Here is a 19,918-nt window from a genome sequence, read left to right as displayed (position 1 = left end):
TATTTGCTCCGTGTTGCCTACAGCTGGCAGCTGACTTCAATATCAGTTGCCGGATTCTTTACAATACGGCTGTTTTGCCGCTTTGCCAGGTGTTGTACATCTTGCTGGTTTACCAGCTCGCCCAGCGTAATGCCGGTAAGAAAATCTTCAATGCGGTGACTTAAGTCACTCCACAAAGTATGAGTTAAACAGCGGGTGCCGCTGTGGCAGTCAGATTTGCCCTGACAACGGGTAGCGTCTACCGACTCATCCACCGCGCTTATCACGTCTGATACCGAAATACTGCCAGCCTCACGGCCCAACTGATAACCGCCGCCCGGCCCGCGCACACTGCTAACCAAACCTTGTTTACGTAAGCGGGCAAACAATTGTTCAAGATACGACAACGAAATACCCTGGCGCGCAGAAATATCGGCCAGTGGCACCGGCCCGGTTGCTGTGTGTAAGGCAACATCCAACATTGCCGTTACCGCATAGCGGCCTTTCGAGGTTAATCTCATAGTTTGCTCCCTGAAAACACTGGCGCTATTGTACATTCCCGACTGTTTTAGTCAAGTATTAATAACCTACTGTATTAGTCAGGTATTAGTGTTTCAGGTTCAACTTAAATGTTCGGATCAAAGGCTTCAACGTCACGTTTACGCGCTTCTGCCGCACGCTTTTCCGCTAACTTAAAGTCTTCCTCGTCAATATTTACTGTCGGCACTTCTTCGCAGACATTACCGCCGAGCTGATTTACGCTGTGGCATAACTCGCCTACTTTGTTATCCAACAGTTGAATATGGTCCAGCATACGGCCAATGGCATTGGCCACCGGATCGGGATTATCTGCCGCTACTGCATAGGCATCAAAACCAAATTTTTGCGCCAGTTGCTTGCGCTGTGCGCTTACTTCAACATCGGCTTTGGCGACAATGCGGCCCGGAATACCTATTACGGTAGCGCCGGCCGGCACATCTTTTACCACTACAGCATTGGAACCAATACGGGCATTTTCGCCCACCATTAAGGGGCCCAGCACCTTGGCACCGGCACCAATCACCACGCCGTTGGCCAGGGTAGGATGGCGTTTACCGGGGTTCCAGCTGGTACCGCCCAGAGTAACGCCATGGTACAGGGTTACGTCATCGCCAATTTCAGCGGTTTCACCAATCACCACGCCCATGCCATGGTCGATAAAAAAGCGCCGGCCGATCTTTGCGCCCGGGTGAATTTCCACCCCGGTCAGCCAGCGCGCTATAGTGCTTAAAAACCGTGCCAGCCATTTCCAGTTACCGCGCCACAATTTATGACAAACGCGATGCCACCAAATAGCATGCAAGCCAGGGTAAGTGGTTAATATCTCAAAGCTGCTGCGTGCAGCCGGGTCGCGCTCAAACACACTTTTGATGTCTTCTTTGATACCGGCAAACATGCGCTACTCCTTCTCGCCCTGCGCCTTGCGGCCATAACGCTGCACTGAGGTTAAAATGCCGCGCAATATATTGTATTCGGCCTCTTCCGGCCGTGCCCGGGTAAATAAGCGTTTCAGTTTGGTCATCACCACACCGGGATGTTGCTTAATAATAAAGCCGGTGTCGTTCAGTGTCTGCTCCAGATGCTGATAGAAATTGCTCATTTGCTCGCTGCTCGGGTAAACCACTTCATCAACAGTTGGCGCTGCGGCTTGCTGTTGCGACGCTTGTTGCAGCCAGGCCATGCGCACTTCGTAGGTCACAATCTGCACTGCCATCGCCAGATTCAGCGAGCTGTATTCCGGGTTCGCCGCTATGCAAACGTGATAATTGCACAGCTGCAGCTCTTCGTTACTTAAGCCACTGCTTTCGCGGCCAAACACCAGTGCTACCGGCTGTGTGGCTGCCTCCTGCACCGCTTTAACACCGCATTCGCGCGGCTCCAGCATCGGCCAGCTTAACGTACGCGAGCGGGCACTGCTGCCCACCACCAGGCCGCAATCGCTGATGGCTTCCTGTAATGTATCGAACACTTTGGCATTGGCTAAAATATCGCTGGCACCGGCAGACAGCGCATAGGCCTGGCCATCGGGCAGTTCTTTCGGTGCAACCAAATACAGCTTTGATAAGCCCATGGTTTTCATGGCGCGGGCCACCGAACCGATATTGCCGGTATGGGTTGTGCCCACAAGAATGATACGGATCTGGTCTAACATATGGCTTCCCGCGTTAAAGGGCTGGCATTCTAGCATAGCCCGCGGCATTTGTTGACGAGAAAATAGCAGTCTGGCCATCTGAATAAAGCAGATTAATCCGCCGCTGCAACCTGCTTTTTTAACATTGTTTTGCTACACTAGCGCCACTTTTACCACAGGGAACCACGAAGATGAAAACCATAAAACTCGCTGTTGCGCTGTCTGCTCTTCTGTTAAGCCCACTGGCTGTTGCCGGCTCCAATGATAAGCAGCAAGCTGAAGCCTTACAACTGGCGGTAGATCACCAAAGCCGCAGCCCGGCCAATGTAGCCCGCGATAAATACCGTAATCCGGTTGCTACGCTGCAGTTTTTTGAGGTAACGCCGGCCAGTACTGTGGTAGAAATTTCGCCGGGCGCCGGCTGGTATACCGAAATTCTGGCGCCGCTGCTGGCCGCACACGGCACCTACTATGCCGCGCATTTCCCGGCCGACAGCTCGTCAGATTACGCGAAACGTAACCGTGCTGCCTTTGTCGAAAAGCTGGCAGCTAACCCGGTTTACAACCGTGTACAACTAACCGAATTTGCCCCGGGCAACAGCGGCGCCATTGCCCCCGCCGGCAGTGCTGATGTGGTATTAACCTTCCGCAACCTGCACAACTGGTATGGCAACGGCGGTGACGCCGGCATGTTGGCGATTTTTAAAGACTTTTATACTGCTTTGAAACCGGGCGGCGTACTGGGTGTGGTAGAGCACCGCTTACCGGCAGATAAAATGAGCGGAGACTGGCAAAAAAGCGGCTATTTCCCGCAAGCACTGGCAGTGAAGCTGGCAGAGCAAGCCGGTTTTGTCTTCGAAGCGCAAAGTGAGATTAACGCTAACCCGAAAGACAGCGCTGATCATCCGGGTGGCGTCTGGACCTTACCGCCGGTATTGCGCTTAAAAGAGCAGGATAAAGACAAGTATCTGGCGATTGGCGAAAGCGATCGTATGACACTGAAGTTTCGCAAGCCTGTAACTAAATAAGTTTGTACTAAATAACCTTTTGTAGAATAACTAACGGAAAGCTAAATGAACGTATTGGTAATTGGCGGCGGTGGCCGCGAGCATGCACTGGCCTGGAAAGCGGCGCAGTCACCTCTGGCCAGCAAGGTATTTGTTGCGCCGGGCAATGCCGGCACCGCCCGCGAAAGCACCCTGACCAATGTCGCCATTGCGGCAGATGATGTGCCGGCCCTGCTGGCCTTTGCCCAACAAGAAAACATCGGGCTGACCATTGTTGGCCCGGAAGCGCCGTTGGCCAAAGGTGTGGTAGATGCGTTTCGCGCCGCCGGGTTAGCCATTTTTGGCCCGACTAAAGCCGCAGCCCAGTTGGAAAGCTCCAAAGCCTTTGCCAAAGACTTTTTAGCCAGGCATAACATTCCCACGGCGGCTTACCAAACCTTTACCGAAACTGCGCCGGCCAAAGCCTTTGCGGTAACGCTGGGCACACCGGTAGTGATTAAAGCCGACGGCTTAGCCGCCGGCAAAGGCGTAATTATTGCGCAAACACAGGACGAAGCCGCTGCCGCCATTGACGATATGTTATCCGGCAATAAGTTTGGTGATGCCGGTAGCCGCGTAGTGGTAGAAGAGTTTTTAACCGGTGAAGAAGCCTCGTTTATAGTGATGGTTGATGGCACCACGGCGCTGCCGTTTGCTTCATCCCAGGACCATAAAGCGCGCGATAACGCCGATAAAGGCCCGAACACCGGCGGTATGGGCGCATACTCGCCTGCACCGGTAGTCACCCCGGCAGTACACGACTGGGTAATGCAACACGTTATTTACCCCACCGTGAACGGCATGGCAGCAGAAGGTACGCTATTTACCGGCTTTTTATACGCCGGCTTAATGATAGCCCCGGATGGCAGCGCCAAAGTACTGGAGTTTAACTGCCGCTTTGGTGACCCGGAAACCCAGCCGATTATGCTGCGGTTGAAATCGGATTTAGTTGAGCTGTGCCTGGCCGCAACTAAAACTGAACTTGCCGGTAAAGCTATTCAATTTACCCCGCAAGCTGCAGTAGGCGTGGTACTGGCGGCCGGTGGTTATCCGGATGCTTATGCCAAAGGCAAGGTTATCAGTGGTCTGGATGGTGCCGATAGCAGCACAGCCAAAGTATTTCATGCCGGCACTGAGCTGAAAAATGGTGCTGTGGTAACGAACGGTGGCCGTGTGCTGTGTGCTACTGCGCTGGGTACCAATGTCACTGCTTCGCAACAGGCAGCGTACAAACTGGTAGATAAAATCAGCTGGGATGGCATGTTCTGCCGCAGCGACATTGGTTATCGCGCTATCGCCCGCGAGCAACAGTCGCACGAGAAAAAATAAGATGAAATCCAGCTATTTATCGCTTTCACTGCTTAGCGCCTTGCTATGCAGCCAGCCGGTTGCAGCTATTTGCGATGCGAAATACACCAGCATTGCTGCTATCCAGGGCAGCGGCGACAGCAGTCCGCTGCTTGCGCAGCAGCTCATCACTCAAGGTGTGGTCACAGCCGTGGTTTACCCGGGTAGCCAAGCCGCCGGTATTATGTTGCGCGCGACGCAAGCCGACAGTACCGCTGCGGCGGCCGGTCTGTTTATCGCCGATCGCGAAGCTGCGGCGATTTACCGGCCCGGCCAACTGCTGCAGGTTAGCGGTACAGTAGCAGAAATTAATCAGTTAACCAGTTTAGCTCAGGTCAGCGAAATCAAGCTGTGTGGCGAAACCACAACAGTACAACCGGTTGTACTGCGTTTACCCTTGCCGGCAGAGCAAAGCTGGGAGCGACTGGAAGGGACACTGCTGCGTTTTGAGCAAACACTAACAGTAAACGACACATACAGCCTGGGCCGCTACGGCGAAATTACCCTGGCCGATAAACGTCTGCTGATAACCACTGAGATGATGGCGCCGGGTAAAGAGGCGGCCACACTTAGCGCAGTGCAGCAACACCGGCATATGCTGGTGCTGGACGATGGCAGCGATCAGCAAAACCCCGACCCGGTGCATTTTGGCGAAACCCTGCTTACGGCAACGAATACCCTGAGGGTAGGCGATACCGTAAGTAAGATTGAAGGCGTGTTGCTGCAGGATGAGCGTGGCTACCGGCTGCTGCCAACCCAAAAGCCGCATTTTCATGCTGCGAACCCGCGCCCTGCCGCGCCGCAAGCCAAGCCGGCCAAAGCGCTGCGTATCGCCAGCTTTAATGTGCTGAACTATTTTAACGGCAGCGGCCAAAGCCCGGCCTTTCCGACACGGCGTGGTGCTACCAGCCCGGCTGAATTGGCCCGTCAGCAAGCAAAGATTGTCAGTGCTCTGGTTGCAATGGATGCTGATATTATTGGCTTGCTGGAGGTAGAGAATAACGGCTACAGCCAACAAGGTGCGTTGGCCAACCTGACTGTTGCATTAAATAAAGTGGCGGCTAAACCTTACCGCTTTATTATTACCACTGAGCAACCGGGCTCAGATGCGATTAAAGTAGCCTTGCTGTACCGGCCCTCTGCCGTCAGTGTGGAAGGTAAAGCGGCCATGCTACTGGCCAAACCGTTCGACTGGGGCAGCCGGCCGCCGCTGGCGCAAAGTTTTCGCCATCTGGCTTCCAACAAGCTGGTTACCGTAAGCATTAATCATTTTAAATCCAAGGGCAGTTGCCCGAAAGATATCACTGATGCCAATGCCGATCAGCAAGACGGCCAGGCATGCTGGAATGCACTGCGGGTTAGCTCAGCTAAAGCATTAAGTGATTGGCTGGCAACACAACCTACCGGTGTAAGCACAGATAAACAGCTGATACTGGGCGACTTAAATGCCTACCGGCTGGAAGATCCGGTCACGGCACTGGAGCAGCGCAACTGGCACTATCTCAGTGCCGCTGACGGCAGCCAGTACTCTTATGTGTATCGCGGCCGCACCGGTTCACTGGATCATGCACTGGCAAGCCCGGCGCTGGCCGCGCAGTTGCACAACATGCAGCACTGGGCCATTAATGCCGATGAGCCGGTATTACTGGATTACAATGTCGAATTTAAAAACGATAGCCAGCAGCAACAGTTATACGCGCCAACGCCGTACCGCTCATCGGATCATGATCCGCTGATTGCCACCTTTCAGTTTTAACGCGGTTTTACTGCAGCCGGTAAGGTAATTCAATAACTTACCGGCTGTAACTGCTGTAATAGCAGAAGAAACAGTTGCACCTGCTTTACCAGTTGCTTTAAGGTGAGGTTCAGTTAACTTAGCGAGCCGCGCCCATGTCACACAAAAACCCGATTATTGCTATTACCGGTTCGTCCGGTGCCGGCACCAGCACCACCTCGACGGCGTTTCAGCATATTTTCCGCACCCTGGGCATAGATGCGGCCTTTGTTGAGGGTGACTGCTTTCACCGCTTCAGCCGGCCGGAAATGGAAGTGGCGATTCGCAAAGCCAAAGAAGCCGGCAAACATATCAGCTATTTTGGCGCCGAAGCCAACGATTTTGGCGCACTGGAAAACTTCTTTGCCAGCTATGGTGAAACCGGCGGCGGCAAAATACGCCACTATTTGCACACCTTCGATGAAGCAGTGCCTTATAACCAGTTACCGGGCACCTTTACCCCCTGGCAGGATTTACGCGCCAATACCGACTTATTATTTTATGAAGGCTTACACGGCGGAGCGGTAACCGACGAGCATAACGTAGCGCAACATGTCGATTTGCTGATTGGCATGGTGCCGATAGTGAACTTAGAGTGGATCCAAAAAATTATCCGCGACACCTCCGAGCGCGGTCACAGCCGTGAAGCCGTGCAGGCCAGCATAGTGCGCAGCATGGATGACTACATTAACCATATAACGCCGCAGTTCTCGCGCACCCATATTAACTTTCAGCGCGTGCCTACGGTAGATACCTCCAACCCCTTCAGTGCCAAAGATATACCCTCGCTGGACGAGAGCTTTGTAGTGATCCGCTTTCGCGGTATTAAGCATGTGGATTTCCCCTACTACCTGCAAATGATTAACGGCGCCTTTATGTCGCGGGTTAATACCCTGGTGGTGCCGGGCGGGAAAATGGGCCTGGCAATGGAGCTGATTTTAACGCCGCTGATAGAAGAGCTGATGATTAAACGGCGCCAGGCACGCGGCCAGGTAGATTGGCTGGGTACTTAGGCGTCAAGCTCAATACTCTGGCAGCAAAAGCGGTATGCCCTAAACCAACCGTTGAAGGCATGGATGCCTGAGTCGAGCCTACAGGGACGTATTTACGGCGTGTTGGTGTGGGCATACCGCTTTTGCGTTTACAACGGAACTACCAGAATTGTTATCAAAACTACATCATTTCCCTGGTCATAAAACCAACAGCGTTACAATTTTCATTTTCGCCACCCCGCATACTACTGTTGTCTCAGCTTTACAAAACACCAATTTTCAGCCGTTTAGCGAATGTCAAGACCGCAAAGGCCGGTAAATTTACACTTTTGTTTAAATAATAGCCTTTGCTTTGCCGGAAAAAATCCGTAAACTTAGCGCCCCTTACGGGTAGAGCCTTGGATTCAGTGGTGCGCATAGGTCCATATCAATTAGCGAACAAGGTAATTTGTGCTCCGATGGCCGGAGTAACCGATCACACTTTTCGTGAGCTCTGCCGGCGTTTTGGTGCAGCCTTAGCTGTGTCGGAAATGCTGTCGAGCAACCCGTTGGTATGGCAAAGCGAAAAATCACAAAATCGCATGGGCCACCGACAGGAGTCAGGTATCCGCTCGGTACAAATTGCCGGCGCGGACCCACAGCAAATGGCTGAGGCAGCGCAATACAATGTTGACATAGGTGCCGATATTATCGACATCAACATGGGTTGCCCGGCGAAAAAAGTGAACAAAAAACTGGCCGGCTCTGCCTTGCTGCAGTATCCGGAGTTAGTGGAACAAATTGTGCGCGCTGTGGTCGATGCAGTTAAGGTGCCGGTTACGTTAAAAATCCGCACCGGCTGGGATCCTGAGCACAGAAACGGTATTCAGATCGCCCGTATCGCGCAAGATAACGGCATACAGGCGCTGGCGGTACATGGCAGGACACGCGCCTGTATGTACAAAGGTGAAGCGGAATATGACACCATCCGCGCCATTAAACAAAGTGTTTCTATCCCGGTAATTGCCAACGGCGATATTACCGGAGCGGAAAAAGCGCGCCATGTGCTGGACTACACCGGTGCCGACGCCATTATGATTGGCCGCGCGGCACAAGGAAGGCCATGGATTTTCCGCGAAGTGGTGCATTACCTGGCCACTGGCGACAAACTGGCGCCACCGGGCATTGCCGAGGTACGTCAGATCATGCTGGAACATGTGCAGGGTTTACACCAACTTTATGGTGAGCTGGCCGGTTCCCGTATTGCCCGCAAACATGTGGGCTGGTATTTAGCCGAGCATGACACGCTCGGACAGTTTCGTAGTGAATTCAATGGTATTGAGTGTGCTAAGCAGCAGCTTGACACCTTAAATGACTATTTTCATCAACTAGCAGCAACCTAACGTAAAAGAGAAAAGCAATGTTTAATTCGAACGTTACTTCGCCATTTATTACTAACGCCCACGTACAAACGCAGGAAAAGCCACAAGCTTTAAGTAACGCCGCGCAAAAAGCCGTGGCTAACTACCTGCAGCAATTAAACGGTCAGGACGTTAACGACTTGTATGAACTGGTATTATCTGAATTAGAGCGTCCGTTACTGGAAGAAGTGATGAAGTATACCCGCGGTAACCAAACCCGCGCGGCTAACCTGATGGGCATCAACCGCGGTACGCTGCGTAAGAAGCTGAAACAGTACGGCATGAGTTAATGCCACTGCGGGGCCAGCGCCCCGCCACTAAGCACCTTCGGGTGCTTTTTTATTGGTTAGGTTAAAATCTGATTTCTGCAAGCTACAAGAGAGTCTAAGCATGACGACATTAAGACCCATCCGCCGCGCACTGCTGAGTGTGTCAGACAAAACCGGTATTGTAGAGTTCGCCCGCGCGCTGGCCGCGCAACAGGTAGATATTCTCTCTACCGGCGGTACTGCTAAACTGTTGGCCGAACAAGGCATTAAGGTTACAGAAGTATCTGACTACACCGGCCACCCGGAAATTATGGACGGTCGGGTAAAAACCCTGCATCCGAAAATTCACGGCGGTATTTTAGCCCGTCGCGGCGTAGATGAAAGCGTAATGGCGGCCAACAATATCGGCCCTATCGACTTAGTGGTAGTAAACCTGTATCCGTTTGCCAGCACAGTAGCCAAGCCAGGTTGTACGCTGGAAGATGCGGTTGAAAACATCGACATCGGCGGCCCGACTATGGTGCGCGCGGCAGCGAAAAACCACAAAGATGTGACCATTGTTGTTAATGCCAAAGACTACGGCAGCGTACTGGCAGAAATGCAGGCTAACGGCGGCGCTACCAGCCACGCGACGCGGTTTAGCCTGGCGATCAGCGCTTTTGAACACACCGCTCAATACGATGGCATGATAGCCAACTACTTTGGCGCCATGTTACCGGCCTACGATACACCAAGCGAGCCGGCAACTAAGTTCCCGCGCACCTTTAACAGCCAGTTCGTCAAGAAACAAGATTTACGCTATGGCGAAAACAGCCACCAAAGCGCAGCGTTCTATGTGCAGGATGGCGCCACGGAAGCCTCTGTATCTACCGCTAAGCAGTTACAAGGCAAGGCGTTGTCATACAACAATATCGCCGATACCGATGCCGCGCTGGAATGCGTAAAAGAATTCAGTGAGCCGGCCTGCGTTATCGTTAAACACGCCAACCCGTGCGGCGTGGCCATTGGTGATTCGATTCTGGCGGCCTATAACCGCGCCTACCAGACCGACCCAACCTCGGCCTTCGGCGGCATTATTGCCTTTAACCGTGAGCTGGATGAAACCACGGCGAAAGAAATTGTCAGCCGGCAGTTTGTTGAAGTGATTATTGCGCCTGCCGCTACCGACGCTGCCGTAGCAGTGGTTGGCACTAAGCCGAATGTGCGCCTGCTGGTATGTGGTGAGTTCAGCACTGCTGCTACCGCATTAGATATTAAACAGGTAAACGGCGGTATGTTGCTGCAAGACCGCGACCAGGCCAAAGTTACGGCTGCGGACTTAAAAGTCGTCACCAAACGCCAGCCCACCGAACAAGAGTTGAAAGACTTACTGTTCTGCTGGAAGGTGGCTAAGTTTGTTAAATCCAACGCCATTGTGTACGTAAAAGACAGCATGACGATTGGTGTTGGCGCCGGCCAAATGAGCCGCGTCTACAGCGCCAAAATCGCTGGTATTAAAGCTGCTGACGAGAAGCTGGAAGTAAAAGGCTCAGTAATGGCCTCAGACGCCTTCTTCCCGTTCCGCGATGGTATCGACGCTGCAGCCGCAGCCGGCATTACCGCCGTGATCCAGCCTGGTGGCTCAATGCGCGACGCTGAAGTTATCGCCGCAGCAGACGAGCACGGCATGGCCATGGTGTTTACCGGCGTGCGTCACTTTAGACATTAAAAGCTGGCGCCACTAAGCTATTGCTTAAGTTGAAAAAGGCCGCGTTGCGGCCTTTTTTTACTTGTTTATGTAATACCTGTATTAAGAAAATCCCCTGATAATAGCTGTGTAAGCCCATCAGTGTCCCGGTTATACACATACACCCAGGCGACAACACTGTCGCCATTCTCCGGTATTACGCTTTGCAGTTCACGCCGATACTCCTGCAGCGGCGCAAAACCCGGGCCGCATTCTTCGTACTTATCCAGCGCGCTTAGCAGCAGATCCGGCTGTGTCAGCTGATACAGCTCTCCTACTACCTGTTCGGCCGCATTATTGGATGGCACTGCACCAGGATAATAATCTACCTGATAAAGCCTGGCCTGATAACTTGCCATAGCAACAAAACAGCTATGTTGTGCCAGTAATTGGTGCATGGGGTGGTTGGCGTTCTGCCGCAGGGTGCCGTAAACAAATAGATAATGCTGCATAAAAAGCCTTTATTGATACTTAGTAAAAACACTTTACCAACAAAATAGTTTCAGTTATAAATCAGCCGCATTTTGCAGTTAATTAAATAAAATAGGATGTTTTATGTCGTTTAAAAAAATGCTGGTAGCAGTAGCCTTATGTGGCACCTTTGCAGCTCAAGCTGACGTACAAAACTTTTACGTTGGTGGCCAGTACAATAAAACCACATTAGAAGAAAAAGAAAGTGGTTTATCGGCCTCAGTTGATTTTGGCAGCCTGACAGCTCTGGCGGGTTACAAATTCAACAACTACATTGCCGTTGAAGCCCGCCTTGGTACCGGTATTAACGATAAGTCATATACCGAAGATGGTTACAAAGAATCATTTGGTGTAGATCTGCAAACCATGCTGATAGCCAAAGCCAGCTACCAGCTGTCTGACGAGTTTTCCGTATTCGCGCTGGCTGGTTACAGTAAAACTGAGTTTGAATACAAAGAAAGCGGCCCGTCTTACTCTTTTTCCGAAACTGACTCACTAAGCGGCTTAGCACTGGGTATAGGTGCAGAATTCCGCTTTGCTAATAACTTTGCCGTCAATCTGGAATATGTAATGTTACCGGATGAAACACTTCGGGACGGCTCATATTCATTTAAACTGGAATCAAACAACCTGTCTGTTGGCGTTAATTACTACTTCTAAACCTCAGCGTAAAAAAAGCCGGAGTAACTTAAATTACTTCGGCTTTTTACTGAGCAAAAATCACCACTCCGGGGTTACTTCACGCCGGCTTTTTGCAGCTAAGCTGGATTCAACACAGCAGCTGCCGCTTACATAAAACGCGCAGGAACCGACCATTGCAGTTCCGCCTGCTTAGTGTCGCTACAGTAACCAACGCAGCTTAGCGACGCTTTGCGCACATTAAGCAGGCCGGTTTCACTGCCAAGCAACCGGCTGATTAATGCGGAGAAGTCCGGCTCGTGCCCTACCAGCAAGCTGTGTTGCGGCAAATCCACCAGCAATTGCTGTAACTGTGCCAGCGCCGCCTGGCTGTCGCTGCCTAATGCCAACCAGGGTAATTCCTGTACCGCACCAAGCCCTGCTTCTTTAGCCACTATAGCGGCGGTTTGCATAGCGCGCGGATAGGGGCTGCTGAATACCGCTGTTGGCGTAATAGCGTGGCGCTGCATAAAAGCCGCCACGCGGCGCGCCTGCAGCCGGCCTTTTTCCACCAGGCAACGGTCTATATCCAGCTGATTAGGCCGGATGATTTCTGCGGTGGCGTGACGTAAAAAATATAAGTATTTATCCATAGCGGGCGCAGTTATAGCATGGCTGTAAGGCAAATTTATGACACTCCGCTTTATAGCTCAACCGAATAAAAAACCTGCAAAAAATACCATGCCATAGCGGCACGGCCGATTTTGCCGTCTACACTGCAATATGTGACAGCTGCCGGCACTGTTGCTGTCTGCACTGTCACGCATAAATTTAGCCAAACCGGGAGGGCTTGCATGCAGCCGCTAAGCAAAAAAATCGTCCAGCTTATATTACTCAGCAGCAGTATGTTTGCCGCTGCAGCACAACAAACCACACCAGACAATATCCTGATCCGCGATGTGCGTATTTTCGATGGTAAAAGCAATAAACTGTCTGCGCCCTCTAATGTGCTGCTTAGCGGCAACCTTATTGCACAAATCAGTACAGAAACCATTACCGCAGAAGCCGGCACCAGCGTTATTGATGCCGGTGGCCGTACCTTAATGCCCGGGCTGATAGATGCGCATTTTCATATGATGATGACAGCAACACCGCTGCATGTGGCATTAAACGGGCCCGAAGGTTACGTTAACCTGGTGGCTGCCCGCGAGGCCAAAAATGCGCTGCTGCGCGGCTTTACCAGTGTACGGGACCTGGCCGGGCCGGTGTTTAGTATTAAGCGCGGTATAGACGAAGGCTTAATTACCGGGCCGCGTATCTGGCCCTCCGGTGCAATGATCTCTCAAACCAGTGGCCATGGCGACTACCGCCAGTTAAACGAACTGCCGCGCGCAGCGTCTGACCACCTGCACTACTCGGAAATTATTGGCGGTGCGGCCATAGCCGACGGCGCCGATGAAGTATTAAAACGGGTGCGTGAGCAGTTGATGCTGGGTGCATCGCAAATAAAACTGGCCGCCGGTGGCGGGGTGTCATCCAATTATGATCCGTTGGATGTGGCCCAATACACTGAGGCCGAATTTAAAGCGGCGGTTGATGCCGCAGAAAACTGGGGCACCTACGTAACCGTACATGCCTATACGCCGCGGGCAATACAAACGGCCATTAAAGCCGGTGTTAAAGTGATAGATCACGGCCAATTAATCGATGAAGCCACAGCCAAACTGATGGCCAAAACCGGCACCTGGCTTAGCATTCAACCGTTTTTAGATGATGAAGATGCCAACCCTTTCCCGGCCGGCTCGGAAAACCGCATAAAACAACTGCAAATGACCAAAGGCACCGAAAACGCTATCGCGCTGGCGAAAAAATACAAACTGAAAACAGCCTGGGGCACCGACTCCCTGTTCGACGCCAAACTTACTACCCGCCAGGGCGCTCAGCTGGCGAAAATGACGCGTTGGTACACACCGGCCGAAGTACTGACAATGGCCACCAGTGTTAATGCGCAACTATTGGCCTTATCCGGCCCGCGCAGCCCTTATAAAGGTAAGCTGGGCGTAGTAGAGCAAGGAGCACTGGCCGATTTACTGCTGGTAGACGGCGATCCGCTGGCCAATATTAACTTGCTGGCGACACCGGAGCAAAGCCTGAAGTTAATTATCAAGGACGGCAAGATTTACAAAAACACCCTCTAACACCCTTCAGCATTCAGCCTTCAGCCTTCAGCCTTCAGCGAGGTAAAATATGCCCGGCTAAGCCGGGCATTGTTAATTAACTACCGGCATTGGTGCAGTCGCGGCCGTCAGACTTGGTAAGATACCGGCCGTTAGCCTGCTTTTGCGACGATAAAGCAAATTTATGACTAAGAAATAATAATTGCCGCAATTGGGGCTATAGCAAGGCTGCACCGGTTGAGAATTTTTTGCCTGCAAGATTAATACAGGTTATGTTGCTGCCAGTTTCAGCCGGAGAGCAAAGATGGCAATAGAGTGGATACTGGCTTTTTTAGCATTGGGTAGTTTTGCCGGGGTGATGGCAGGCCTGCTGGGAATTGGCGGGGGCGGCATTATGGTGCCGCTGCTTACCAGCATTTTCCTGGCGCAGGGTATAGCCGCCGATGCCGTGGTACATCTGGCACTTGGCACCTCTATGGCAACCATTGTGATGACGTCACTGTCGAGCATGCGTGCCCACCACGCCCGCTCGGGCGTGCTATGGCCGATTGTTAAAGCGATGGCACCCGGCGTTATAGTGGGCACCTTTGCCGCAACTTTTCTGGCGGCACGTATCAGCTCGCTGTATCTGGCAGGCTTTTTTGCGCTGTTTATGGGCTATGTTGCCTTTACCATGCTGCGGGCTAAAACCCCTACCGCCGGCGGCAAACAGGCCGGTAAGGCCGAGCTGGCAGCGGCCGGTGCCGGTATTGGCGCCATCTCGGCACTGGTGTCTATCGGCGGCGGTTCGCTTACCGTGCCTTACCTTAGCTGGCGCAGTATCGACATTAAAAAAGCCATTGGCACCTCTGCTGCTGTCGGGTTACCTATTTCAGTAGCAGGTACCGCCGGTTATCTGCTAAATAACCAAAGCAGCGCCGACCTGCCATTTATTGTCGGCCTGGTATATCTGCCCGCAGTGCTGCTGATGTCGGTGGCCAGTTTTATCTGTGCGCCGCTTGGTGCCAAACTGGCACACAAGCTGCCGGTTACCACCTTAAAACGGCTGTTTGGCATTTTGCTGCTATTACTTAGCCTGAAGATGCTGGCGTCATTACTGGCAAGCTGAAACCCCGCAGCCAACACGGCCCGATGCAATCTGCAGGCGCCTCAGCTGCTGGTATTAATGCAGTCGCGGCCGTCAGACTTGGCGCGGTACAGCGCGGTATCGGCCGCGCATAACAGCGCCATGCTGGTGCGGTACTGGCCGTTAATCTCTGTTGCCACGCCCTGGCTTACCGAAACACTAAGCGAAGCAGGTAAACCGGCATCGGTAAACTGTAACTGCCGCACCGCCTGCTGTACATCGCGGGCCACCTGCAGCGCGTTAATTTCATTGTGATTGGGTAAAATAAGCGCAAATTCTTCACCACCGTAGCGCGCGGCCATTTTGCCGTCTACCGGCATCGCCTGCACTATGGCACCGGCTACCTTACGCAGGCAGGCATCACCCTGAATATGGCCATAGCGGTCGTTAAACTGTTTAAAAAAGTCGATATCAATAATTACCACGCTAAGCGGCCGGCGGTTGTCTGTGCATTGTTGCCACTGCTGTTGCAGCTGTTCATCAAAACCGCGCCGGTTCGCCAGCCCGGTTAACACGTCGGTAGAGGCCTGCAGCCGCAGCTGCTCGCATTCGGCTTTGTAGTGCGTAAGGTCACGCATTACCAGCACCAGCCGCGGTTCCGGGTCCGGTAAAAACGATACCGACAGCTCAATATCCTTTACCGCGTTATCGGCACAGCGCAGCGCCATTTCTGTCGGCCCGGCCTGCAACGACAGTATGCGTTTGGCTACCATTTTTACCAAGCCTTCGTACTGCTGCTGGCAGCGGCTAACTAAAAATTCCGGCCACTTACGGCCAATCAGCGGTTGGCCAACACAGTTCAGCAACAAGGCCGCCTTGGCATTGGCGCATTCAATTACACCATCCGGGCTGACAATCAGCACCGCCTCGGCCAGATACTGAATAAAACCACCGAGGTCGATGCCGCTGGAGATATCGCTATCGTCAGACCATAAGCTGTCGTCATTCAATGCCAGCGGTTGCAGGTTGGTTTTGCGTTGCGATGTGCTCATCAGATTATCTCGCTCAAGTGGCTTAACTGCTGCCAACTTTAGCCTTTACTAATTGCCATAACCTTCCGACAACCTTCTGATTTAATTGCTTGATTTTAAAAGACTAAAAAGCCCCTTTCGGGGCTTGTCAGAACAAAAGAACAGAATCAGCAAATACTGATTAAAGCACTATTCAGGATCATTTTTAACTTCTGGATCCGGGCTTAGGACCATCAAAGTATTGGTACTGTTGGTTAGAACAAACTGAAATTTAGTAGTGCCGGCACTGCGGTCCATATCCAGCATTTGCACTAATTGGCCATCGCTGCTGACGGTAATAGCATCGATAATGCCGTCAAACGGCGTTACAAAACCGACGCCGATAAAACGCAGGCCTTTACCGGTATTGTCTACCAGTTGATAAGTAATGGTACCGGCTTCCGTTACGGTAACATCACCGTTGGGCAACGGCTGGCCCCCGGTAGTTTGATAACTAAATACCGGTTCACCATTTTCCAGATTGACAATAACCTGAATTAAGCTGGCAGCTTGAGTTAAAGGCATAACGTATTTCCTTATAGTTGTGGGTTAAAATTTAAAATTTGCTATGTTATTTTGTTGCAACATAGCAAGAATGTCAGGATAGTTTTGTAACTCCCCTAAGCAATTCAGCGCCTTTGCAAAGGTAATGATGAACCGTGGTTCTTTATTTTTCTCGGTGATCACAGATAAATTATCTTTAACCTGATTACAAAGATTTACCGCCATACCGCGCTTATCGGTTGCCAATAAAACTTTGGCTTGTAGTAGCTGAGTGTCGGCCAGAGCGAGACTGTAATTGTAATTCTGCCTATGTCGTTCGGTAAGTGCTTTGAGAGAAGCATAAGCTAAATCGGCATATTTTTTACTAAGCGCCAAATGATCAATCTCTTGTAGTTGTATTGCAGTCGATAGCCACAGCCTTGCCTGCATATCTTTTATATTGGTGTTTGACAGCACATTTTTTTGCTTATTTAATGCCTCAGTCAATAAACTAAGGTCATGCTCAATCTGCTCTGCAGTTGAACCGGGGTTGATATTAAACTTCTGATAATCAATAAAACTTTTGTTTCTCAGCCACCTACTATTTTCTGGGTCTTGCTCTATTGCTTGTGATAAAGCTTGCTCCCCTAGATTAGAAACAGTTTGAGCTTCATTTATTTTTCCCTGGTAAATAAGCAGATCCGCAAGTTTTTGATAGCTGCTTGACAAAATATCAAGTAAATAAGGTTCAGGCTTTATAGTAGTATCTACCAGATCAGCCTGTAATCTCTGATGAATCTCTATTGCTAAATGCACTTTTCCCTCAGCTAACGATGCACTTGCCAGCCAGGAGCGGGTATTAGCAATGTCAGCAAGCAGCTGTTTGTTTTCGGGTTGCTTTGATTGCACCAGTAGTCGTAACTGCAGCGACTCTTCAAAATTCTTCCGCGCTAAATCAAACTGCTGCAGCTTCATTGCCAGCGAGCCTAATGAATTGGTGGCGTAAGATAGCTCCATAATGGCGTCTAAATCGTCCGGTGCTATCTGATACATGCGCTCGCTGTAGTGGTAATACAGCTCAAACTCGGGCTGCACCGCCTGCCAGTTGCTGGCGTCGTAGTGGATTTGCCCCAGCCAAAAGGCGTTAGCGCCGAGGGTTTTTAACAGTTCCAGATTGTCCGGCTGTTCGGCCAATACCGATAGCAGCTTGGTTCTGGCGGCTTGCAAGGCTGCCGTGGCTTCGTCCATTTTGCCGCGGGAATAAGCTACTTCGCCCATAGCTTCCAGGGTTTGGCCGTGCTTTAACCGCGCCTCTGCACTTAAGTGATCATTGGCGGATGAAAAATCACTGAAATACTCCAGCGCTTTATTGCTGATACCGTCGAGTAAATCCATCCGGCCTATGCTGCGCAGCTTGTCGGCAAACTCGCCCACCATAAAACCAAGCAGATTTTCTGCTGCCAGCCGCTTTTGCTGCGCCTGCTGTTCGGCGTTAAAGCTTTTAATACTCATAGTTACAGCGGTAAAACTAAGCAGGCACAGCATGGCGATGGTGGCGCGCCACGTCCAGCGTTTAAGCCCCGCTTTATTGGCAGACACCTGAATAAAACGCCGCTCGTCGGCTTCGAGCGAAAACAAGCTGTTACCCAGCAAGGTTTGCGCTTCCTGCAGCGGTTTACCGTCTGCCAGCAAGTAGGCACTGTTTTGCTGTTCGGCCAGCCAGCGCTGGGTTAAATGCTGTAGCCGGCTTTTTACGCTTAAGCTGTCATGGTGTTCGCTAATCCAGGCGGTAGCGCGCGGCCAGCGCCGCAGTAGGGCTTCGTGCGCGATGCTGAAACACGGCTCGCCATTTTGCAGGTGCGACACAAACAAGCGCTGCTCTACCATGGTTTGCACCAGGGTGCGCTCGGCGTCGGTTTGCAACTGCTGCACGCGGCCGCTGCGGCTGGTAATGCTTTTTTCATCCTCGCGCAGGGTGACCAGCATTGATAACACCCGCGGCAGGCTGTCTTGCTCGGCTTTGCTTAAGCCTTTAATGGCCTGCTCGGCATTTTTACCTATAGCACCTTCAATGCCGCCGAGGGCTTTATAAACCGACAGCAAGAGTTTGTTATCTTTGCTGCGCTGTAAATACAGCTGTTGCAGTGTGTATTGCAACATTGGCAGCGCATCGGGGTTACTGGCGGCTTCACTGCAGAGCATTTCATCCAGCGGCATAGCGGTATCCGGGTCGGTATCAAAACCCAGCCCTGCGGCCAGCGCCGGTAAGCGGATCATTTGCAGCAAATCGCTGCGGCCTGGTGCGGCCAAATCAAAATGCGCGCCTTTGGCTTTGCCGGCAATCAGGCTGGGGTAATCAACCAGCAGCGGATAAAATTCATTGCGACAGGCACTGAGCACCAGCACGGCGCCGCTGGTGGCCAGTTGCTCCAGCAGCAGGGTAAAGTGTGTGCGCTGTTCTGAGCTGAATAACGGTGATGATAACAGCACCTCTAAACGGTCGACAAACAAGGCGAAACGCTGCTTTAGCTGCGCGTTTTTCGGCAATTGCTGCAGGCAGCGCTGCATTACCTGCTGCGGATCCATTGCCAACAGTGCCGCAAGGCTTTGCGCACTGTCACCGGCAAATACCGGTGCATCATCCAGCTCCCAGTCCAGCATGGCGCCGGCTAAATCGGTAAGCAATTGGCCGGGTGCCACATCGGCCAAATCCAGACTGCTGTATGACAATACCTGAATGCCGTTATAACCGCCCTGCTGCATCAGGTTGGGCATCACGCCGGCGTTAATTAACGAGGATTTACCGCTGCCGCTGGGGCCGAGCAACAAACAACAATCACGGCCATATTTAATTTGTTGCGCGATACGGCTAAGCAAGGTGTTTATTTGGATACCACGACCAAAAAACACACTGGCGTAACGCGCGTCGTACGCCTGCAGGCCCGGAAACGGCGAGCCTTGCTGCCAGCTTTGTGCCTGCACGCTTTGCTGCTGCCCCAGCGGAAAGCGAACTTCGGCCAGAGTGCGGTAACCGCGCTTACGGATGGTTTCAATGTAAACCGGGTTGGTGGCGCTGTCGCCCAGTGCCTTGCGTAATTGGGTAATGGTTTTGTGCAACGGGTTGTCGCCGGTATCGGTATCCGGCCAGCAGTGACGCACTATATCATCGCTGCTAAGCACCTCACCGCCATGGCGACACAGCAATAGCAGCACATCCATGGCCTTGGGTTCGAGCTGAATAAGCTGTTTGCCGCGGCGCAGGCTGTTGGCGGCAGGGTCTACCTGCCAGTCAGCAAAGAAGAAAGTGTCGCTCATAGCTACTTGTAATTA

Annotated in this window: 18 protein-coding genes; 10 read left to right on the top strand and 8 right to left on the bottom strand. The window is 52.0% G+C overall.

From position 1 onward, the window contains the following. Positions 1-17: 17 nt before the first annotated feature. From iscR to trmJ, 3 genes are all read right to left on the bottom strand, one after another. Positions 18-500, bottom strand: a complete 483-nt coding sequence (gene iscR / locus Q8O77_RS07630; protein WP_305552259.1) for a Fe-S cluster assembly transcriptional regulator IscR — start codon at positions 498-500, stop codon at positions 18-20. 104 nt (positions 501-604) lie between these two features. Beyond that, complete coding sequence (cysE, locus tag Q8O77_RS07625; protein WP_305552258.1) at positions 605-1,414, bottom strand: serine O-acetyltransferase; 810 nt, start codon at positions 1,412-1,414, stop codon at positions 605-607. Positions 1,415-1,417: 3 nt separating this feature from the next. Further along, complete coding sequence (trmJ, locus tag Q8O77_RS07620) at positions 1,418-2,170, bottom strand: tRNA (cytosine(32)/uridine(32)-2'-O)-methyltransferase TrmJ (RefSeq protein ID WP_305552257.1); 753 nt, start codon at positions 2,168-2,170, stop codon at positions 1,418-1,420. A 170-nt stretch (positions 2,171-2,340) separates the two neighbouring features. Here trmJ and Q8O77_RS07615 point away from each other — a divergent pair, with 170 nt between their 5' ends. The 7 genes from Q8O77_RS07615 (at position 2,341) to purH (ending at position 10,685) form a co-directional block, all read left to right on the top strand. Continuing rightward, a complete protein-coding gene (locus tag Q8O77_RS07615; protein WP_305552256.1) occupies positions 2,341-3,177 on the top strand; it encodes a class I SAM-dependent methyltransferase in 837 nt (278 codons plus the stop codon). A 45-nt stretch (positions 3,178-3,222) separates the two neighbouring features. After that, positions 3,223-4,524 (top strand): phosphoribosylamine--glycine ligase, encoded by a 1,302-nt coding sequence (gene purD, locus Q8O77_RS07610; protein ID WP_305552255.1) that lies wholly within the window; start codon positions 3,223-3,225, stop codon positions 4,522-4,524. A gap of 1 nt (position 4,525) precedes the next feature. Then, entirely contained in the window at positions 4,526-6,298 is a 1,773-nt protein-coding gene (locus Q8O77_RS07605; protein ID WP_305552254.1) for an ExeM/NucH family extracellular endonuclease, read from the top strand. A gap of 134 nt (positions 6,299-6,432) precedes the next feature. Further along, positions 6,433-7,329, top strand: coding sequence for a phosphoribulokinase (locus tag Q8O77_RS07600; RefSeq protein ID WP_305552253.1), 897 nt, complete (start codon positions 6,433-6,435; stop codon positions 7,327-7,329). Positions 7,330-7,718: 389 nt separating this feature from the next. Next, entirely contained in the window at positions 7,719-8,690 is a 972-nt protein-coding gene (gene dusB / locus Q8O77_RS07595; protein WP_082694694.1) for a tRNA dihydrouridine synthase DusB, read from the top strand. 17 nt (positions 8,691-8,707) lie between these two features. Next, positions 8,708-8,998, top strand: coding sequence for a DNA-binding transcriptional regulator Fis (gene fis, locus Q8O77_RS07590; RefSeq protein WP_068228306.1), 291 nt, complete (start codon positions 8,708-8,710; stop codon positions 8,996-8,998). A gap of 100 nt (positions 8,999-9,098) precedes the next feature. Further along, entirely contained in the window at positions 9,099-10,685 is a 1,587-nt protein-coding gene (gene purH / locus Q8O77_RS07585) for a bifunctional phosphoribosylaminoimidazolecarboxamide formyltransferase/IMP cyclohydrolase (protein ID WP_305552252.1), read from the top strand. 65 nt (positions 10,686-10,750) lie between these two features. Here purH and Q8O77_RS07580 read toward each other — a convergent pair whose 3' ends face one another. Next, on the bottom strand, positions 10,751-11,155 hold the full coding sequence (locus Q8O77_RS07580; protein WP_305552251.1) for a gamma-glutamylcyclotransferase: 405 nt from the start codon (positions 11,153-11,155) through the stop codon (positions 10,751-10,753). A 103-nt stretch (positions 11,156-11,258) separates the two neighbouring features. Between Q8O77_RS07580 and Q8O77_RS07575 the strand changes: the two genes are divergently transcribed. Beyond that, a complete protein-coding gene (locus Q8O77_RS07575; RefSeq protein ID WP_305552250.1) occupies positions 11,259-11,834 on the top strand; it encodes a porin family protein in 576 nt (191 codons plus the stop codon). A gap of 128 nt (positions 11,835-11,962) precedes the next feature. Here Q8O77_RS07575 and Q8O77_RS07570 read toward each other — a convergent pair whose 3' ends face one another. Next, on the bottom strand, positions 11,963-12,445 hold the full coding sequence (locus Q8O77_RS07570; RefSeq protein ID WP_305552249.1) for a histidine phosphatase family protein: 483 nt from the start codon (positions 12,443-12,445) through the stop codon (positions 11,963-11,965). Positions 12,446-12,646: 201 nt separating this feature from the next. On the opposite strand from Q8O77_RS07570, the gene Q8O77_RS07565 reads away from it, so the two are divergent. Both Q8O77_RS07565 and Q8O77_RS07560 read left to right on the top strand, forming a co-directional pair. After that, a complete protein-coding gene (locus Q8O77_RS07565; RefSeq protein ID WP_305552248.1) occupies positions 12,647-13,990 on the top strand; it encodes an amidohydrolase family protein in 1,344 nt (447 codons plus the stop codon). A gap of 283 nt (positions 13,991-14,273) precedes the next feature. Beyond that, a complete protein-coding gene (locus tag Q8O77_RS07560) occupies positions 14,274-15,077 on the top strand; it encodes a sulfite exporter TauE/SafE family protein (protein WP_305552247.1) in 804 nt (267 codons plus the stop codon). 41 nt (positions 15,078-15,118) lie between these two features. Here the strand turns inward: Q8O77_RS07560 and Q8O77_RS07555 are convergent, their stop codons facing one another. The 3 genes from Q8O77_RS07555 to Q8O77_RS07545 all read right to left on the bottom strand — a co-directional run bounded on the left by Q8O77_RS07555 (position 15,119) and on the right by Q8O77_RS07545 (position 19,903). Next, the gene (locus tag Q8O77_RS07555; protein WP_305552246.1) at positions 15,119-16,087 is read right to left on the bottom strand and encodes a sensor domain-containing diguanylate cyclase; all 969 of its coding nucleotides are present in this window, start codon (positions 16,085-16,087) and stop codon (positions 15,119-15,121) included. A gap of 168 nt (positions 16,088-16,255) precedes the next feature. After that, on the bottom strand, positions 16,256-16,630 hold the full coding sequence (locus tag Q8O77_RS07550; protein ID WP_305552245.1) for a DP-EP family protein: 375 nt from the start codon (positions 16,628-16,630) through the stop codon (positions 16,256-16,258). Between the two features lie 24 nt (positions 16,631-16,654). Continuing rightward, positions 16,655-19,903 (bottom strand): winged helix-turn-helix domain-containing protein, encoded by a 3,249-nt coding sequence (locus tag Q8O77_RS07545; RefSeq protein WP_305552244.1) that lies wholly within the window; start codon positions 19,901-19,903, stop codon positions 16,655-16,657. Positions 19,904-19,918 lie beyond the last annotated feature (15 nt).

Origin of the sequence: Rheinheimera sp. (assembly GCF_030690345.1) — a bacterium.
Classification (GTDB): Bacteria; Pseudomonadota; Gammaproteobacteria; order Enterobacterales; family Alteromonadaceae; genus Alishewanella.
The sequence above is the reverse complement of the archived record's forward strand: the minus strand, read 5'-3'. Positions and strand labels throughout refer to the sequence as shown.

What these genes read in the sequence shown, in the direction of transcription:
- iscR (WP_305552259.1), bottom strand. Translation starts at nt 500, where the DNA reads ATGAGATTAACCTCGAAAGGCCGCTATGCGGTAACGGCAATGTTGGAT.
- cysE (WP_305552258.1), bottom strand. Translation starts at nt 1,414, where the DNA reads ATGTTTGCCGGTATCAAAGAAGACATCAAAAGTGTGTTTGAGCGCGAC.
- trmJ (WP_305552257.1), bottom strand. Translation starts at nt 2,170, where the DNA reads ATGTTAGACCAGATCCGTATCATTCTTGTGGGCACAACCCATACCGGC.
- Q8O77_RS07615 (WP_305552256.1), top strand. Translation starts at nt 2,341, where the DNA reads ATGAAAACCATAAAACTCGCTGTTGCGCTGTCTGCTCTTCTGTTAAGC.
- purD (WP_305552255.1), top strand. Translation starts at nt 3,223, where the DNA reads ATGAACGTATTGGTAATTGGCGGCGGTGGCCGCGAGCATGCACTGGCC.
- Q8O77_RS07605 (WP_305552254.1), top strand. Translation starts at nt 4,526, where the DNA reads ATGAAATCCAGCTATTTATCGCTTTCACTGCTTAGCGCCTTGCTATGC.
- Q8O77_RS07600 (WP_305552253.1), top strand. Translation starts at nt 6,433, where the DNA reads ATGTCACACAAAAACCCGATTATTGCTATTACCGGTTCGTCCGGTGCC.
- fis (WP_068228306.1), top strand. Translation starts at nt 8,708, where the DNA reads ATGTTTAATTCGAACGTTACTTCGCCATTTATTACTAACGCCCACGTA.
- purH (WP_305552252.1), top strand. Translation starts at nt 9,099, where the DNA reads ATGACGACATTAAGACCCATCCGCCGCGCACTGCTGAGTGTGTCAGAC.
- Q8O77_RS07580 (WP_305552251.1), bottom strand. Translation starts at nt 11,155, where the DNA reads ATGCAGCATTATCTATTTGTTTACGGCACCCTGCGGCAGAACGCCAAC.
- Q8O77_RS07575 (WP_305552250.1), top strand. Translation starts at nt 11,259, where the DNA reads ATGTCGTTTAAAAAAATGCTGGTAGCAGTAGCCTTATGTGGCACCTTT.
- Q8O77_RS07570 (WP_305552249.1), bottom strand. Translation starts at nt 12,445, where the DNA reads ATGGATAAATACTTATATTTTTTACGTCACGCCACCGCAGAAATCATC.
- Q8O77_RS07565 (WP_305552248.1), top strand. Translation starts at nt 12,647, where the DNA reads ATGCAGCCGCTAAGCAAAAAAATCGTCCAGCTTATATTACTCAGCAGC.
- Q8O77_RS07560 (WP_305552247.1), top strand. Translation starts at nt 14,274, where the DNA reads ATGGCAATAGAGTGGATACTGGCTTTTTTAGCATTGGGTAGTTTTGCC.
- Q8O77_RS07555 (WP_305552246.1), bottom strand. Translation starts at nt 16,087, where the DNA reads ATGAGCACATCGCAACGCAAAACCAACCTGCAACCGCTGGCATTGAAT.
- Q8O77_RS07550 (WP_305552245.1), bottom strand. Translation starts at nt 16,630, where the DNA reads ATGCCTTTAACTCAAGCTGCCAGCTTAATTCAGGTTATTGTCAATCTG.
- Q8O77_RS07545 (WP_305552244.1), bottom strand. Translation starts at nt 19,903, where the DNA reads ATGAGCGACACTTTCTTCTTTGCTGACTGGCAGGTAGACCCTGCCGCC.